Annotated in this window: 14 protein-coding genes; 2 read left to right on the top strand and 12 right to left on the bottom strand. The window is 71.8% G+C overall.

The window, feature by feature from the left end:
- Nucleotides 1–44 precede the first annotated feature (44 nt).
- From smc to recG, 10 genes are all read right to left on the bottom strand, one after another.
- Nucleotides 45–3,692 carry a chromosome segregation protein SMC gene (smc, locus tag ABGB12_RS06275; protein WP_347676071.1) on the bottom strand — a complete coding sequence of 1,216 codons (3,648 nt, stop codon included), beginning with the start codon at nt 3,690–3,692 and terminating at the stop codon, nt 45–47.
- Between the two features lie 247 nt (nt 3,693–3,939).
- Nucleotides 3,940–4,125: a hypothetical protein gene (locus tag ABGB12_RS06270; protein ID WP_347675302.1), complete on the bottom strand. Its 186-nt coding sequence runs from the start codon at nt 4,123–4,125 to the stop codon at nt 3,940–3,942.
- A gap of 181 nt (nt 4,126–4,306) precedes the next feature.
- A complete protein-coding gene (locus ABGB12_RS06265) occupies nt 4,307–4,594 on the bottom strand; it encodes an acylphosphatase (protein ID WP_347675301.1) in 288 nt (95 codons plus the stop codon).
- On the bottom strand, nt 4,584–5,453 hold the full coding sequence (mutM, locus tag ABGB12_RS06260; RefSeq protein ID WP_347675300.1) for a bifunctional DNA-formamidopyrimidine glycosylase/DNA-(apurinic or apyrimidinic site) lyase: 870 nt from the start codon (nt 5,451–5,453) through the stop codon (nt 4,584–4,586). The genes ABGB12_RS06265 and mutM overlap by 11 nt, the downstream gene beginning before the upstream one ends.
- Nucleotides 5,446–6,189: a ribonuclease III gene (gene rnc / locus ABGB12_RS06255; RefSeq protein WP_347675299.1), complete on the bottom strand. Its 744-nt coding sequence runs from the start codon at nt 6,187–6,189 to the stop codon at nt 5,446–5,448. The genes mutM and rnc overlap by 8 nt, the downstream gene beginning before the upstream one ends.
- A gap of 255 nt (nt 6,190–6,444) precedes the next feature.
- Nucleotides 6,445–6,621: a 50S ribosomal protein L32 gene (gene rpmF, locus ABGB12_RS06250; protein ID WP_347675298.1), complete on the bottom strand. Its 177-nt coding sequence runs from the start codon at nt 6,619–6,621 to the stop codon at nt 6,445–6,447.
- A 3-nt stretch (nt 6,622–6,624) separates the two neighbouring features.
- Nucleotides 6,625–7,116 (bottom strand): YceD family protein, encoded by a 492-nt coding sequence (locus ABGB12_RS06245; protein WP_347675297.1) that lies wholly within the window; start codon nt 7,114–7,116, stop codon nt 6,625–6,627.
- Between the two features lie 242 nt (nt 7,117–7,358).
- The gene (gene coaD, locus ABGB12_RS06240; RefSeq protein ID WP_347675296.1) at nt 7,359–7,838 is read right to left on the bottom strand and encodes a pantetheine-phosphate adenylyltransferase; all 480 of its coding nucleotides are present in this window, start codon (nt 7,836–7,838) and stop codon (nt 7,359–7,361) included.
- A 75-nt stretch (nt 7,839–7,913) separates the two neighbouring features.
- Entirely contained in the window at nt 7,914–8,474 is a 561-nt protein-coding gene (gene rsmD / locus ABGB12_RS06235; RefSeq protein WP_347675295.1) for a 16S rRNA (guanine(966)-N(2))-methyltransferase RsmD, read from the bottom strand.
- 54 nt (nt 8,475–8,528) lie between these two features.
- Nucleotides 8,529–10,709, bottom strand: a complete 2,181-nt coding sequence (recG, locus tag ABGB12_RS06230) for an ATP-dependent DNA helicase RecG (protein WP_347676069.1) — start codon at nt 10,707–10,709, stop codon at nt 8,529–8,531.
- A 224-nt stretch (nt 10,710–10,933) separates the two neighbouring features.
- Here recG and ABGB12_RS06225 point away from each other — a divergent pair, with 224 nt between their 5' ends.
- Entirely contained in the window at nt 10,934–11,206 is a 273-nt protein-coding gene (locus ABGB12_RS06225; protein ID WP_347675294.1) for a hypothetical protein, read from the top strand.
- 43 nt (nt 11,207–11,249) lie between these two features.
- Here ABGB12_RS06225 and tnpB read toward each other — a convergent pair whose 3' ends face one another.
- Both tnpB and ABGB12_RS06215 read right to left on the bottom strand, forming a co-directional pair.
- The gene (tnpB, locus tag ABGB12_RS06220) at nt 11,250–12,776 is read right to left on the bottom strand and encodes an IS607 family element RNA-guided endonuclease TnpB (RefSeq protein ID WP_347675293.1); all 1,527 of its coding nucleotides are present in this window, start codon (nt 12,774–12,776) and stop codon (nt 11,250–11,252) included.
- Between the two features lie 128 nt (nt 12,777–12,904).
- The gene (locus ABGB12_RS06215) at nt 12,905–14,479 is read right to left on the bottom strand and encodes a DAK2 domain-containing protein (RefSeq protein WP_347675292.1); all 1,575 of its coding nucleotides are present in this window, start codon (nt 14,477–14,479) and stop codon (nt 12,905–12,907) included.
- A gap of 257 nt (nt 14,480–14,736) precedes the next feature.
- Here ABGB12_RS06215 and rpmB point away from each other — a divergent pair, with 257 nt between their 5' ends.
- Nucleotides 14,737–14,934: a 50S ribosomal protein L28 gene (rpmB, locus tag ABGB12_RS06210; RefSeq protein ID WP_106398010.1), complete on the top strand. Its 198-nt coding sequence runs from the start codon at nt 14,737–14,739 to the stop codon at nt 14,932–14,934.
- The last annotated feature ends 231 nt before the right edge of the window (nt 14,935–15,165 follow it).

Raw genomic sequence — 15,165 nt, 5'->3', positions numbered from 1 at the left:
TGATCCCCTTCCCGGAACGGCTCCACCGCCCGTGAACGGAAAAGTCAGGCGGGTTCGTGCTCGCGCAGCCGCTGGCTGATCACCTGGCTCACGCCGTCGCCGCGCATGCTCACTCCGTACAGTGCGTCGGCGCCCTCCATGGTGCGCTTCTGGTGGGTGATGATGATCAGCTGCGAGGACTCCCTGAGCTCCTCGAACACCTTGATCAGCCGCTGGGTGTTGGTGTCGTCCAGCGCCGCCTCGACCTCGTCCAGCACATAGAACGGGCTGGGCCTGGCCTTGAACACCGCGACCAGGAAGGCGACGGCCACCAGGGAGCGCTCGCCGCCGGACAGCAGGGACAGGCGCTTGACCTTCTTGCCCGGCGGGCGGGCGGCGACCTCGATGCCGGTGGCGAGCATGTCCTCGGGGTCGGTGAGGGACAGCGAGCCCTCGCCGCCGGGGAACAGCCTGCCGAAGATCCCCGAGAAGTGCTCGGCGGTGTCGGCGTAGGCGGCGGCGAAGACCTCCTGCACCCTGCGGTCGACGTCCTTGACGATGTCGAAGAGGTCCTTGCGGGTCTTCTTCAGGTCCTCCAGCTGCGCGGTGAGGAAGGCGTGGCGCTCCTCCAGCGCCGCGAACTCCTCCAGCGCCAGCGGGTTGACCTTGCCCAGCTGCGTCATCTGGCGCTCGGCGGCCCTGGCCCGCTTCTCCTGGACGGCGCGGTCGAAGGGCTCGGGCGAGCCCTCCGGGTCCTGCGGGGGCACGGGCTGGTCGGGGCCGTACTCGGAGATCAGCCCCTCCACCTCCATGCCGTACTCCTCCAGCGCCCTGGTCTCCAGCTGCTCCAGCCGCAGGCGCTGCTCGGCACGGGCGACCTCGCTGCCGTGCACCACGTTGACCAGGCGCTCCAGCTGGGTGCCGTACTCGCGGACCCGCCCGCGGACGACCTTCAGCTCCTCCTCGCGCTCGGCCCGCCGCCGCTCGGCCTCCTCGCGTTCGGCCACCGCGACGGCCAGGGAGCGCTCGATCCGCTCCAGCGCGACCGCCGCGCCCTCCCGGACGGCCTGCGCCACCCGGGCCTGCCGCTCCCGCCTCCGCCGCCGCTCCACCGCCTGGGCGCGCTCACTGCGCTCGGCCTCGGCCTGCCGCTCCAGCGCGTCGGCCCGGCCCGCGAGCGCGCCGACCCGCTCTTCGGCCGTGCGCACCGCCAGCCGCGCCTCCATCTCCAGACCGCGCAGCTCCTGGACCCGGTCGGCCAGTTCGTCGCGGATCTCGGTGTCCGGCTCCTCCTCCGGCTCGCGCGCCGCCTCGGCCTCGAATCCCTCTTCCAGCGCGGCCAGGGCCTCGGCGTCCCGGTCCCGGTTCCGCTCGGCGTTCGCGACGTTCTGGGCGAGCCGTTCGGCTTCCTGGCGGGCGGCCTGCGCGGCGGCCTGGAGCCGCGCCTCCTGCTTGGCCTCCTGCGCCGCCGCCGCGTCGGCCTCGCGCAGCCTCGCCCTGACGCGGTCCAGTTCGGACTGCGCCTGGTTGACCCCGGCCTGCGCCTGGTTGACGCGGCTCTGCGCGGCCTCCAGCAGGCTCTGCGCCCGGCTCTCGGCCTCGGCGGCCTCCTCCAGGGAGGCCGCGGCCAGCTCCGCGGCCTCTCCCGCCCGCACCAGCGCCTCGCGCGCCTCGTCGAGCGTGGCGCGCATCCGCAGCAGCCCCTGGCCTCCGGCGCTCCCGCCGCGTGCCCAGTGCGCCCCCAGCACCTCTCCGGCCCTGGTCACCGCGCGCAGTTCCGGCTCCGACCGGACGAGTTCGGCGGCCCGGCCGAGGTCGTCCACCACGACGACGCCGTCGAGCAGGGCGGTGATCGCGGGCCTCAGCCGCTCGGGGACCGTCACCAGCTCCGCCGCCCAGACGCTCCCGTCCGTGCGGGCGGGCCTCGCTCCCGGCCCGGCGTCCTGGAGATCGGAGCCGATGACCAGCCCGGCCGCGGCCTCGTGCTCGGCGAGGAAGGCCAGGGCCCGCGCCGCGGTGTCGAGCGAGGCGACCGAGACGGCCTCGGTGAGCGCGCCGAGGGCCGCGGCGATCGCCGTCTCGGCGCCCGGCCTGACCACGAGTTCGGCGGCCAGGGTGCCGAGCACCCCGTCCAGGCCGGAGTTCAGCAGGACCTCTCCGCCGTCGGCGGCCGAGCCGAGGCTGAGTTCCAGCGCCTCGATCCTGGCCTGCAGCGCGGTGAGCTCCTTCTGGGCGCGCTGGTCGGCGGCGCGGACGGAGGCCACCTGGTCGCGGGCGGCCCGCAGGGCTCGCTGCGGCTCCTCGACCGCGGCGCGGGCCTCGCCCGCGCCCTCCTTGGCCTCCTCCAGCGCCTCCTCGGCCAGCTCCAGGTCCCGGGTCAGCGCGGGATCCACGGCGGCCTGGGCCTGGAAGGACTCGGCCTCGGCCAGCGCCGCCTCGGCCCGGTCCTCGGCGGACAGCCGGGCCTCGGTGAGCCGACCGATCTCGGCTTCGGCCGCCTGCAGGCGGCTGCGCAGCGACTCCAGCCGCGCGCGCTCGGCGGCCAGCGCGTCCCGCCGTTCGGCGGCGGCCCTGGCCAGCGCCTGGAGCCTGCGGTCCTCGGACGCCAGCGCCGATTCTCCCGAGGCCCGTTCGGCGACCGCCTCCTCCAGGCGTTCGCGGGCGTCCTCCAGCCGCTCCTCCAGGACCTCCTCCTGGGCGCGGACCTCCTCGGCCTCGCGCTCCAGCTCCTGCGGATCGCGCCCGAACCTCTCGTCCTGCTGGAACTCCGCCGCGTTGCGGTGCCGCTCGGCGGCCAGGTCGGCGACGCCGCGCAGCCGCTCCTTCAGCGACGACAGGCGGAACCACGTCTCCTGGGCGGCGGCCAGGACCGGCGCGGCGGCGGCGGACTCGGCGTCCAGCTCCTCCTCGCGCGCCTGCGCGGCGGCCAGCGCCCCTTCCACCTCGGCGCGGCGGCGGCGGACCGCCTCCTCGTCGGCGGCCTCCTGTTCCAGCTTCCCGCGCAGGGTGACCAGGTCGTCGGCGAGCAGCCGCAGCCTGGCGTCGCGCAGCTCGGCCTGGATCACCGCGGCCCTGCGGGCGATCTCGGCCTGCTTGCCCAGCGGCTTGAGCTGGCGGCGCAGCTCGGTGGTGAGGTCGGAGACCCGGGTGAGGTTGGCCTCCATGGCGCTGAGCTTGCGCAGCGCCTTCTCCTTGCGCTTGCGGTGCTTGAGGACGCCCGCGGCCTCCTCGACGATGGCGCGGCGGCCCTCGGGCCCGGCGTTCAGCACCTGGTCGAGCTGGCCCTGGCCGATGATCACGTGCATCTCGCGGCCGATGCCCGAGTCCGACAGCAGCTCCTGGACGTCCAGGAGGCGGCAGGCGTCGCCGTTGATGGAGTACTCGCTGGAGCCGGACCGGAACATCAGCCGGCTGATCGTCACCTCGGAGTAGTCGATCGGCAGGGCGCCGTCGGAGTTGTCGATGGTGAGGATCACCTCGGCCCGGCCGAGCGGGGCCCGGTTGGCGGTGCCGGCGAAGATGACGTCCTCCATCTTGCCGCCGCGCAGGGACTTGGCGCCCTGCTCGCCCATGACCCAGGCGAGGGCGTCGACGACGTTGGACTTGCCCGAGCCGTTGGGGCCGACCACACAGGTGATCCCCGGCTCGAAGCGCAGCGTCGTCGAGGAGGCGAAGGACTTGAACCCGCGCAGGGTGAGGCTCTTCAGGTACACGCCCGGCGGGTCCCCCTCCCGGTCTTCGGTGACGGCTCCGGCGTGGCGGCCGGAGGCGGCCATGCGGCTCAGCGGCAGCTTAGCGCCGAGAACGCGCTCACGGGCGCGCCTGTGCACGCCGCCGTCCGGCCGGCGCCGCCGGTCTTTCCACGGATCGAGGCTTTCCGGGAGAAATGACAAAAGGGACGCCGTGATCGACGTCCCTGTCCTGTCAGCACCCGCCTTCTCGCGGGTGTGAACCGGCGCCTCAGGTGAGCGCGGGTTCGCGGTCCTTCACGGAGTGCACAGCCTCGGACGAGGAGAGCGCTTCGTTCTCTTCCTGGAGCCTGACAAGCTCGGCTTCCAGATCCCGGACGCGCCGCTGGAGACGTCGCATCTCCGCGACCATCCGGGGGTCGGGACCGCCGACGTGGCCTAGTAGAGCCTTCGCCATGATTGAGGGTCCTCCACGCTGAGTAACCAGCAGAGATCACACCACACCCTCGGAGTGAGGGCGGTGCATATCAATTCAAGTAAGTTGCTCCGGCCGGTGTGCCGGTCAAGCTGGACATCACAGACCAGTAACAACCTTGTCCTATAGAGTTTAGCAGGTCGCGGACGGAATACCCACCCGGTCATCTCTCAACGAAACCGACATTGCTCCCACGGGCCACACCCCACTGTTCGGTCACACCCGTCACACGGCCGGGAGCGGCATCCGAACCCAGCAGTTCGAGCAGCTTTTCGCAGGTGGAACGGTCCCCTTCGGCGATGACCTCCACCCTGCCGTCCCTCAGGTTCGAGGCCGAGCCCACCAAGCCCAACTCCAGCGCCCGGGCCCTGGTCCACCAGCGGAAACCCACCCCCTGGACCTCACCGCGCACCCAGGCCGTGAGCCGGACGCCACCCCTTTCACCGGACAAGTCGCGGCCTCGGCTGGCAGCGCGGGCAACTGTAGGAGGAACGATTCATGAAGACCTCCCGCAGGATCGCCGTCCCGCATCTTCCGCAGGGCTCGTCACGGCGCCCATAGGCGTTCAGGGAACGTTCGAAGTATCCGCTTTCGCCGTTCACGTTCACGTACAGGCTGTCGAAGGAAGTGCCCCCGGCCCGCAGGGCCTCGTCCATGACGTCCCGCACCGACCGCAGGAGCAGGACGGCCTGCGCCCTGGTCAGCCTCGCGGCGGACCGCTCGCCGTGCAGCCCGGCCCGCCACAGCGCCTCGTCTGCGTAGATGTTGCCCACCCCGCTGATCAGCGACTGGTCGAGCAACGCCCGCTTGATCCCCGTCTGCCGGCGCTTGAGGGCTCCGAAGAACGCCTCGTCGTCGAACACCGGCTCGAACGGGTCGGCCGCGATGTGCCCGATCACGTCGGGGACGCCCCCCTCGCCGCCCCGGGGGTCGGGCACCAGAGGGCAGACCATGAGGTGCCCGAACGTGCGCTGGTCGACGAACCGCAGGTCCAGACCGCCGTCGGCGAAGGCGAACCGCACCCTCAGATGGCGCTGCGGCGGGGCGTCCGCCTCCCCCACCAGCAGCTGGCCGCTCATGCCCAGATGGGCCAGGACCGCGGCCTCCCCGAAGGGCAGCCACAGGTACTTGCCCCGCCGCCGGGGCTCCTCCAGGGTGCGCCCGGCGACCCCCGCCGCGAAGTCCGCCGCCCCCGGCAGATGGCGGCGCACCGCGCGGGGGTGCAGGACCTCCACGGACTCCACCGTCCGGCCCGAGGCCCAGCGCGCCAGCCCGCGCCGCACGACCTCGACCTCGGGCAGCTCAGGCATCGGCGGTCCGGCCTGCCCGCTTGCCCTGCTGTGTCTCCGCGCGATCAGCGCGATCAGCGCGGATCTCCGTCCAGGCGGCCTCGGCGGCCTTCTGCTCGGCGTCCTTCTTGCTGCGGCCCTCGCCCTCCCCGTAGGTCCGGCCGCCGACCCGCACGCAGGCGCGGAAGCTCTTCTGGTGGTCCGGGCCGCTCTCGGTCACCAGGTACTCGGGCACGCCCAGGCCCTCGTCCGCGGTGAGCTCCTGCAGGGAGGTCTTCCAGTCCAGGCCCGCGCCCAGGTTCGACGAGTGCTCGATCAGGTCGTCGAAGAGCCGGTGCACCAGCGCCGAGGCCTCCTCCAGGCCCCGGTCCAGGTACACCGCCCCGATCACGGCCTCCAGCGTGTCGGCCAGGATGGAGGCCTTGTCCCGGCCCCCGGTGCCCTCCTCGCCCCGGCCGAGGCGGATGTGGGCGCCCAGGTCCAGCAGCGAGCGGGCGACGCCGGCCAGCGCCTTCATGTTGACCACGGCGGCGCGCAGCTTGGCCAGCTGGCCCTCGGGCAGGTCCGGGTGGTTGCGGTACAGGGTGTCGGTGACGACCAGGCCGAGCACCGAGTCGCCGAGGAACTCCAGGCGCTCGTTGGTGGGCAGCCCGCCGTTCTCGTAGGCGTACGAGCGGTGGGTGAGCGCCCGCTCCAGCAGTTCGGGGTCGAGCTTCAGGCCGATTCTGGCCTCGAGCTCGGAAGTCGGGACGGTCATGCCTCACTCCTCACGTGATGGGTTCACGAAGGAGGGCGCCGGGCTCGCGGAAGGAAGCCCGCGGCACCGGTGTCCCGGGTACCAGAAGACGAGGTGCGCGCCGGGCGGATCCCGTGTTCGTCACCACGGGTTCCCCGCCACGGGATTCCGGCGTGCACCACGGCCTCGGGTGCTCCTGGTCCGCCCTCCACGAAACCGGGGGGCGGACCGTGCGACGCACGGAGCCGACCCCCGGATTCACTCTTCTCAGGCGGTTCAGGCCGTCTCGACGACCTGGCGCTTGTTGTAGGTACCGCAGGTGCCGCACGCGACGTGGGGCAGCTTCTGGTCCCGGCACTGCGGGCACTCGACCAGCGCGACGCGGGGCGCCTTCCACTGGGACCGGCGGTGCCGGGTGTTGCTGCGGGACTTCTTCCGCTTCGGGACGGCCACTTGTCAGCCCTCCTGGCTTTCTTCTCGTGTTTCGACAAGGCCCTGCAGTGCCGCCCACCGGGGGTCGGCGACGTCGTGTGAATGCTCGGGGCCGACATCGGCCAGCCGTTCACCGCACTCCGCGCAGAGGCCGGGACAATCGTCCTGGCACAGGGGGGACAACGGCAGTGCGAGCACCACCGCGTCCCTGAGCACCGGCTCGAGATCGAGGAGATCTCCCTCCAGACGACGTTCGTCTTCGTCGGCCCCCGCCGCTGAGCGGGTGTCGTCGTAGACGAACAGTTCCTGGAACTCGACCTCCATGGTGAAGGAGATCTCGTCCAGGCAGCGTGCGCACTCCCCCTCGATGGGCAAGAACGCCGTGCCCGAGACGAGCACGCCCTCCATCACCGATTCGAGCCGCAGGTCCAGCTCGAGTTCGGCGTCCTTGGGAACGCCGACCATCTCGACGCCGAGACCCTCTGGTGCCGGGGCGGTGATCCGCTGTTCCTTCATCGATCCCGGACGGCGGCCCAGCGTTCTCGTGTCGAGGACGAGTGGAGCCTTGGGATCAAGACTGGACAGGGTTCCCCCTTCGGTCCCACCTTCGGGCCGGCCGGAGGACGGACCGTCGGGTGAGCATCGTGCACGGTTGGATCGCCACGTCAGGCATGGCCGACCACCAAGGATACCGAAGCCTGGAGGCTATCCCAACTCGCGCACCGCTGTTCGGGCGGCCGGGGAGGCCCCGGACCTCCTCAGGAGTCCTTGAGCCGCTCGATCAGGCGGTCGTGCACCAGCTGGGGCACCAGGCCCGTCACGTCGCCGCCCCACTGGACGACCTCCTTCATCAGGCTCGACGAGAGGAAGGCGTACAGCGGGTTGGTCGCCATGAAGAGGGTCTCCACCCCCGACATGCGGTGGTTCATCTGCGCGATCTGCAGCTCGTAGTCGTAGTCGGTGACCGCCCGCAGCCCCCGCACGATCACGGGGATGTCGTGCTGCTTGCAGTAGTCGACGGTGAGACCGCGGAAGGCGTCCACCTTGACGTTCCCGTAGTCCCTGGTGACCTCGCGGATCAGTTCGAGCCGCTCCTCCACCGTGAACAGGCTCTTCTTCGCAAGGTTGATGGACACCATCACCACCACCTCGTCATAGAGGCGGGAGGCCCTGCTGATGATGTCCAGATGGCCATTGGTCACCGGGTCGAAGGAGCCCGGGCAGACGACACGGCGCACGGCGATATTCCCTTTCAGCTCGAACGGCGAGACCGTACCAAATCGTGCTCCGTCTCCTTCGCAGCGCCCTCGGCATCACGCGTGCGACCCGTAGTAGAAGATCGCCTCCCCGTATCTGCGGTCACGTTCCGCCTCGTACCCCGCGGGCCACTCCAGCGCTCTTCCCCGGCTCGCCCTCTCCACCGCCACCAGCGCGTCCGGCGCCAGCCATCCGTTGTCCCGCAGCGCTTCCAGGAGCGCGACGACCGCCTCGTCCGCCACCGCGTAGGGCGGGTCGGCGAACACGAAGTCGTAGGGCTCCTCCGGCGGCCGGCTCAGGACCCGTTCGACCTTGTCGACGACGAGTTCCGCGCCCGGCAGTCCCAGCGTCCGGATGTTCTCCCGGATCACCCTGGCCGCCTTGGCGTTCGCCTCCACCAGCAGCGCGTGCGCCGCGCCCCGCGACAGCGCCTCCAGCCCCACCGCCCCCGATCCGGCGAAGAGGTCCGCCACCCGGACCCCCTCCAGGGATCCCAGCAGGGCTCCGACGGTCGAGAAGAGCCCCTCCCTGGCCCGGTCCCCGGTGGGCCGGGTGTCCCGTCCCTCCGGCGTCGCCAGCCTTCTGCCCCCCGCCACCCCGGCGATCACCCGTGTCATGCCCTCATTCTCCCCCGAACGGGTCCGGCACGGTCCCGCGGAGGCTGAGGGGACTCAGGCCTTCTCCAGGTACTCCACGCGGTCCTCGTCGAGGAGTTCGGCGAGCCCTTCGGCCAGGCCGGGATGGGCGGCCAGCTCGGGATCGGCGGCGACCAGGGCGGCCGCCTCCTCGCGGGCGCGGGCGATGAGGCGTTCGTCACGCAGCAGGGTGAGCAGCCGGAGGGTGGAGCGGCGGCCGGACTGCGCCGCGCCCAGGATGTCGCCCTCGCGGCGCTGCTCCAGGTCGAGACGGGAGAGCTCGAAGCCGTCCGTGGTGGCGGCCACCGCGTCGAGCCGCTCCCTGGACCCGCTCTCGGGCGGGGTGTCGGTGACCAGCAGGCACAGGCCGGGCAGGCTTCCCCGGCCGACCCGGCCGCGCAGCTGGTGCAGCTGGGAGACGCCGAACCTGTCCGCGTCCATGATCATCATGACGGTGGCGTTCGGCACGTCCACCCCCACCTCGATCACCGTGGTGGCCAGCAGGACGTCCAGCTCCCCGGCGGCGAACCGGCGCATCACCGCGTCCTTCTCGTCGGGGTGCAGCCGGCCGTGCAGGACCCCGATGCGCAGGCCCGCCAGCAATTCCCCCTCCAGCATCGGCAGGAGGTCCAGGACGGCCAGCGGCGGGCGCGCGCCCTCCTGCGGCGCGGCCTCCCCGGGATGCGCCGCGGGCGAGGCGTCCTCCTCGCCGATGCGGGGGCACACGATGTAGGCCTGTCTGCCCTGCTCCACCTCCTCGCGGATGCGCTCCCAGGCCCGCTTCAGGTAGGCGGGCTTCTCCGCCGGGACGACATGGGTGGCGATCGGGGACCGTCCCGCGGGCAGTTGGCGCAGCACCGAGGTGTCCAGGTCTCCGAACACCGTCATGGCGACCGTGCGCGGGATGGGCGTGGCGGTCATGACGAGCACGTGCGGCCTCCCCCCGGCGACCTTCTCGCGCAGCGCGTCGCGCTGCTCGACGCCGAAGCGGTGCTGCTCGTCCACCACGATGAGGCCGAGGTCGGCGAACTGCACGTGCTCCTGGATCAGCGCGTGCGTGCCCACCACGATCCCGGCCTCGCCGGAGGCCGCCTCCAGCAGCGCCGCCCGTTTGGCCTTGGCCCCCTGGGAGCCGGTGAGCAGCGCCACCCGGGTGGCGTGCTCGGCGCCGCCCAGCCGGCCGGCCTCGGCCAGCGGGCCCAGCAGCGCGGTGATCGAGCGGTGGTGCTGCTGGGCCAGCACTTCGGTGGGCGCGAGCAGCGCCGCCTGCCCGCCGCCGTCGACGACCTGCAGCATCGCCCGCAGCGCCACGATCGTCTTGCCCGCGCCCACGTCGCCCTGCAGCAGCCGGTGCATGGGGTGGGAGCCGGCGAGGTCCGCGGAGATCTCCTCGCCCACGGCGCGCTGGCCCTCGGTGAGGGTGAACGGCAGGGACGCGTCGAACACCTCCAGCAGCCCGCCCGGACGCGGCGGCCGGGGCGCGGCGGGCAGCGCGGCCGCCGCGTGCCGGCGCTGGGCCAGGGCGAGCTGGACGTAGAAGGCCTCGTCCCACTTCAGGCGGCGCCGGGCGGAGTTCAGCTCGTCGTCGTCGCGGGGCCGGTGGATGCGCTCCAGCGCGTCGGTCAGCGAGATCAGTCGGTGCCGGGCCAGCAGTTCGGGCGGCATCGGGTCCGGCACCTCCAGGCCGGGGCCGAGGACGAGGTCGATCGCGCTCTTGATCTTCCAGGAGGCGAGCTCCTTGGTCGCCGGGTACAGCGGGATCGGCTTGGTGGCGTACTCCTCGACCGTCTCGGCGGAGGCGAGCGCGGGGATGACCTCGAAGTCGGGGTGGTTGAGCTGGACCTTCCCCCGGTAGTGCCCGACCCTGCCCGCGATCATCGCCAGGGTGCCCTGCTGGAGCTCCTTGTCCGCGCGGTAGACGCCGGTGCCGAAGAAGCTCAGGTTGAGCGTGTTCCCGGTGGCGTCCTGCACCGTCACCTCGAACACCTGGTACGGCTTGCGCTGGAGCTTGCGCAGCTCGCGCCGGACCACCCTGCCCACGATCGTCACGTCCTCGCCCTCGGCGAGGGAGGCGAGGTCCGTCAGCTCCCCGTGCCTGACGTACCGGCGGGGGTAGTGGCGCAGCAGATCGCCGACGGTGCGCATCTCCCACTTGGCCGTGAGGATCTTGGCGGTCTTGTCCCCGACCGCCCTTCGCAGGTCTGCGCTGAGATTCACCACGAGCCCATTACAGCCGATGCCGCCGACATCGACGTCCCGGACCACGGCCGTGAGGCGGTTCACGCCCCGGGAGCCGGGCTTCGGAGGGATAACGCCATCGGATCACCATGCGAACCGGCACAATGGTAAAGATCACTGGTTTCACTTGCTTATTTCGGTAAAACCGGGCAATCCTTAAGTAAGTGCCCAGAAACCCCCCCACAATGAAGTGGAGATCTTTCATGGTCACCCTGACCTCTACCGACTGCCTGCGGGAACTCGCCGACCGGCTGACCGCACACGGACTGCGCGCCCGGCTGGACCAGCCCATCGGCCGTCCGCCCGCGCTCCACGTCAGCAACCCGGGCCTCCCCGGCTCCGCCGAGCACGTGTTCCTCGAGGACCAGGCCCTCTGGTGGTCCTGGGGCGACCTGCTGGCCGCCGCGAGCAACCTCGACGCCGCCGCCGCGGGCATCTGCCGCATGCTGGGCGCGCGCGTCGCGGCCATGAACTGACCGGCGCCCCGCCGAACCCGGACCCCGGCACGGTGAACCTGTCTCATCCGTTGCTGATCTCATAGTCGGAGATCAGCATCCCCGGCCTTTCGGCCGGGAAGGTCCGTAACGGTGACACCACGGCCGCGCAGGCTGGATGTCCGTTGACGGTCCTCGTTTCCTTCCCCCGCAGCTGGTGCGGTGGTTTCGCGCCGTCTGCCCGGCCCGTCCCGGCCTGGTGGCCGGGGCGGGTGGTGCGGGTCTTACGGTCGGCTCCACGAGGCTTCGGCGCTTTCGCGCCCAGGTCTCCGGCCGCTCCGGTACCTGTCACTGCTGTACTCGCCGCGAGGGCGAGGAGGTTGCGGGCCGCGTTCTCATCCCGGTCCAGGACGAGCGGGCAATGCTCGCAGTCGAACACCCGGACGTGCAGCGGCAGCTTGGCTTTCACCGCACCGCACCCCGAGCAGGTCTTCGACGAAGGGAACCACCTGTCCGCCACCACCGTGGGGCAGGCATGACGGTGCCCCTTGTACGTCAGCTGACGCCGGAGCCGCCCGAACCCGGCATCGGCGATCTTCCGGGACAGGCGCCGGTTGCGCAGCATCCCGGCGACGTTCAAGTCCTCCACCACCACGACCGCGTACTCGGCCCGAACGGCGGTGGTCAGCTGGTGCAGGGCGTTCTCGCGCAGGTTCGCCACCCGATGCTGCACCCGGTTGCGTTCGGCGTTCGCCTTGACCCACCGGTTCGACGGACTCCGCCCCGTGCGCCGGTCCGGGCCCCGGCGGCGCGAGACGCGCCGGGAGAGCCGTCTGAGCTTCTTCAGCGCCGTCTCGTAATGCTTGGGGTTGGGGACGTGGCGGACCTCGCCGCGGCTGTCGGCCAGGACCGCCAAGTGCTTGATCCCCAGGTCGATGCCGACCGCGCTCCCGGGCCGGGTCACCCGCCGGAGGTCCCGCTGCACCTCGACCTGGAAGGACACCAGCCACCGGCCCCGCTCGTGCCGAACGGTGGCCGACAGGATCCTCGCGTTCCCGGCTTCGAGACGGCGGTGAAGCTTGCCGGTGGGCTCGTGCGTGCGGAGCGTGCCCAGCCGCGGCAGGGTGACGTGCCTGCGGTCGGGCTCCAGGCGGATGGTGCCGGTGGTGAACCGGCACGACAGCGCGGTCTTGTGCTTGGCCTTGTAGCGCGGCCTCCCCACCCGCCCGCCCCTGCGCCTGCCCTGCTTGGACTTGGCGTAGTTGTCGAACGCGGCGGCTGCGCCAGCCAGGCCGGTGCTGTAGGCCTCCTTGGAGTTCTCCCGCCACCAGTCGGCGAAGCGCGGATCGGTGCGCTTGGCCGCATTGAACGCCCTGCGCAGCTCCGGCAGCGACCACGGCCGCCACTCCGTCAGCTCCTCACCGCCGAGGCCGTAGGTCTGCTCGGCGCCGCGCTGCCGCCAGGACGCCGTCACCCAGCCCACCGCCCAGTTGTAGGCGGTACGGGCCGCACCGCAATGCGACCGCAACGCCGCCTCCTGGCCCGCGTTGGGGTCCAGGGCGAACCGGTAGGCCTGCACCACCCAGCCGGGACGCGGCCGGAACTTCCTCACTTCCCGGCCCTCCTTTCCGGCGCGTGGTCTACAGGCGGGTGTCGAACACCACACCGAACACTACTACAGGTAATGATCCGGTCACGCAAAGGTCGGATGGTGGGGCCGGGGGCTTTCGACGCCCCGGATCACTCCACCCCGAGCAGCACCGGGTAGAGGACCTGGCCGCCGTCGTAGACGGTCAGCTCCACATCGGGCCGCCGGGCGTGCAGTTCCTCCTCCACCTCGGCGACGAGGCCGGGCGGCACCCCCACCCCGGTGATCATCGTCACCAGCTCCCCGCCGCCGGAGAGCATGCGGTTCAGCAGCCCCCTGGTGACCTCGCCCGCGGAGGATCCGATCATCACCACGTCGCCCTCCAGCAGCCCCAGCACGTCACCTGGCTGGCAGATGCCCACGGTGGTCATCGCCTCCTCGGCCGCCACCTGCAGGCCGCCGAACCGGGTGGCGCGGGCGGTGCCCGCCATCTCGATCACGTCCTCGTGGAAGTGGCGCAGCGGATCGTGGACGGCCAGCGCGGCCAGCCCCTGCACCGACGCCTCCGTGGGGATCACCGCGATCTTGACGCCGCTGTCGCGGGCCCGGGCCGCCGCCGCCTCGGCCAGCGCCAGCACCTCGGGCTCGTTCGGCAGCACCGCCACCTCGTCGCCCGCCAGCAGGATCGCCTCCACCAGGACGGCCAGCTGCGGCAGGCCCCCGGACGGGCGCCGCACCACCGACGCGCCCGCCTCCTCGAACAGCGCGGCCAGGCCGTCCGCCGCGGTCACGGCCACCACCCCTCTGCCGGTGTGCGGGGCCCTCGGCGCCTTCGCCGTGCCCAGGTGGGTCACCCTGATGCGGTAGGCGCGGCCCGCGGCCAGACCCGCCTCGATCGCGGCGCCCGCATCGTCCACGTGGACGTGGACGTTCCACAGCCCGTCGCCGCCGACCACCACCAGGGAGTCGCCCAGGACGTCCAGGGCGGCGCGCAGTTCGGGGACGCGCTCGTCCTCGGTCTCCAGCAGGTAGATCACCTCGTAGCCGAAGTCCTTCTCCGCCGGATGCGCGATGACGACGCTCTTGGTCTCGTCCCTGGCCGGGACCTCGTAGCGTTCGGGATACTCCTCCGTCACCACCGCGACGAGGGCGTCCAGCAGCACGCAGAGCCCGGCCGCACCCGCGTCCACCACACCCCGCTCGGCCAGCACGTCCAGCTGTCCCGTCGTCTCCCGCAGCGCCCTTCGCGCCCCGCGCGCCGCCGACCGGGCCACCTCGGCCGCGGTCGTCCCGCCCGCCGCCTCCGAGGCGGCCCGCAGGACGGTGAGGATGGTGCCCTCCACCGGGTGCGCCACCGCCGCCCTGGCCAGCTCCGTCGCGTACGCCAGCGCCTCCTCCAGCAGGGGGCCGTCCGGCCTGCCCCCCGAACCCAGGATCTCCGCGAGGCTGCGCAGGATCTGGCTGACGATCACCCCGGAGTTGCCTCGCGCGCCCATCAGCGCGCCCCGGCTCAGGGCCCGCCACACCTCGGGCAGCGGCGCCTCCTCGGGCAGCTCCGCCACGCTCTCGGCCGCCGCCAGGACGGTCAGGTGCAGGTTGGTGCCGGTGTCCCCGTCGGGCACGGGGAAGACGTTCAGCGTGTCGATCTCCCGCCGGGTCCGTCCCAGCGCGTCGGCGGCCAGCCGCGCCCAGCGCCGTACCGCCGTCGCGTCCAGAATGTCGAGCACCGCACCTCCCCTGCCGCTTCAGAGCGTATTCCGACCATCGGCGTCTCGTTCGTCACGAGACGCACGAGTTCGGGCGGCTCTGCCGCGTCCGGTGCGCGAGTTCCCCGGGCTCCTCCGCCCCGATTCGCCTCCGGGGGCTCGGTCGGCTAACCTGTTGGGGCGTCCCCTGCGTGGGGACCTTTTCCTTGTGTTTCCGTGTGAACGTCCCGCAGCCCCCGTGCTCCGGGCGTCCCAGTTCTCGACTGTTTGGAGTTACCGTGGCTGCCAACTGCGAAGTGTGCGGCAAGGGCCCCGGCTTCGGTATGAGCGTGTCCCACTCGCACCGTCGCACCCCGCGCCGCTGGAACCCCAACATCCAGCGTGTCCGCGCGGTCATCAGCGGCACCACCAAGCGCGTGAACGTCTGCACGTCCTGCCTCAAGGCCGGCAAGATCCAGCGCCCCCTGGCCCGCTAGGACACCTCACTCCTCGAGGTACTTCAGAAGACCCGGTCGCCGTCGAGGCGTGCCGGGTCTTCGGCGTTCGCCCGTCCCGAGCCCCGCGAACCCGGGCGGCGCCCGCGCCCTTTCACTTTCCCTCGCCGAAGAAGGCGCCGCAAATCACGAGACGGCCCCGCTCGCAGATCTCAGTGTGAAATTCCACGAGCGAATACGGCGATTTCGATATCAGCGAGAAAAGAAAATCGG

The sequence above is a fragment of the Actinocorallia sp. B10E7 genome (genome assembly GCF_039871655.1).
In the GTDB taxonomy this organism is placed as follows: domain Bacteria; phylum Actinomycetota; class Actinomycetes; order Streptosporangiales; family Streptosporangiaceae; genus Actinocorallia.
This window is presented reverse-complemented; position numbering and strand designations above follow the sequence as displayed.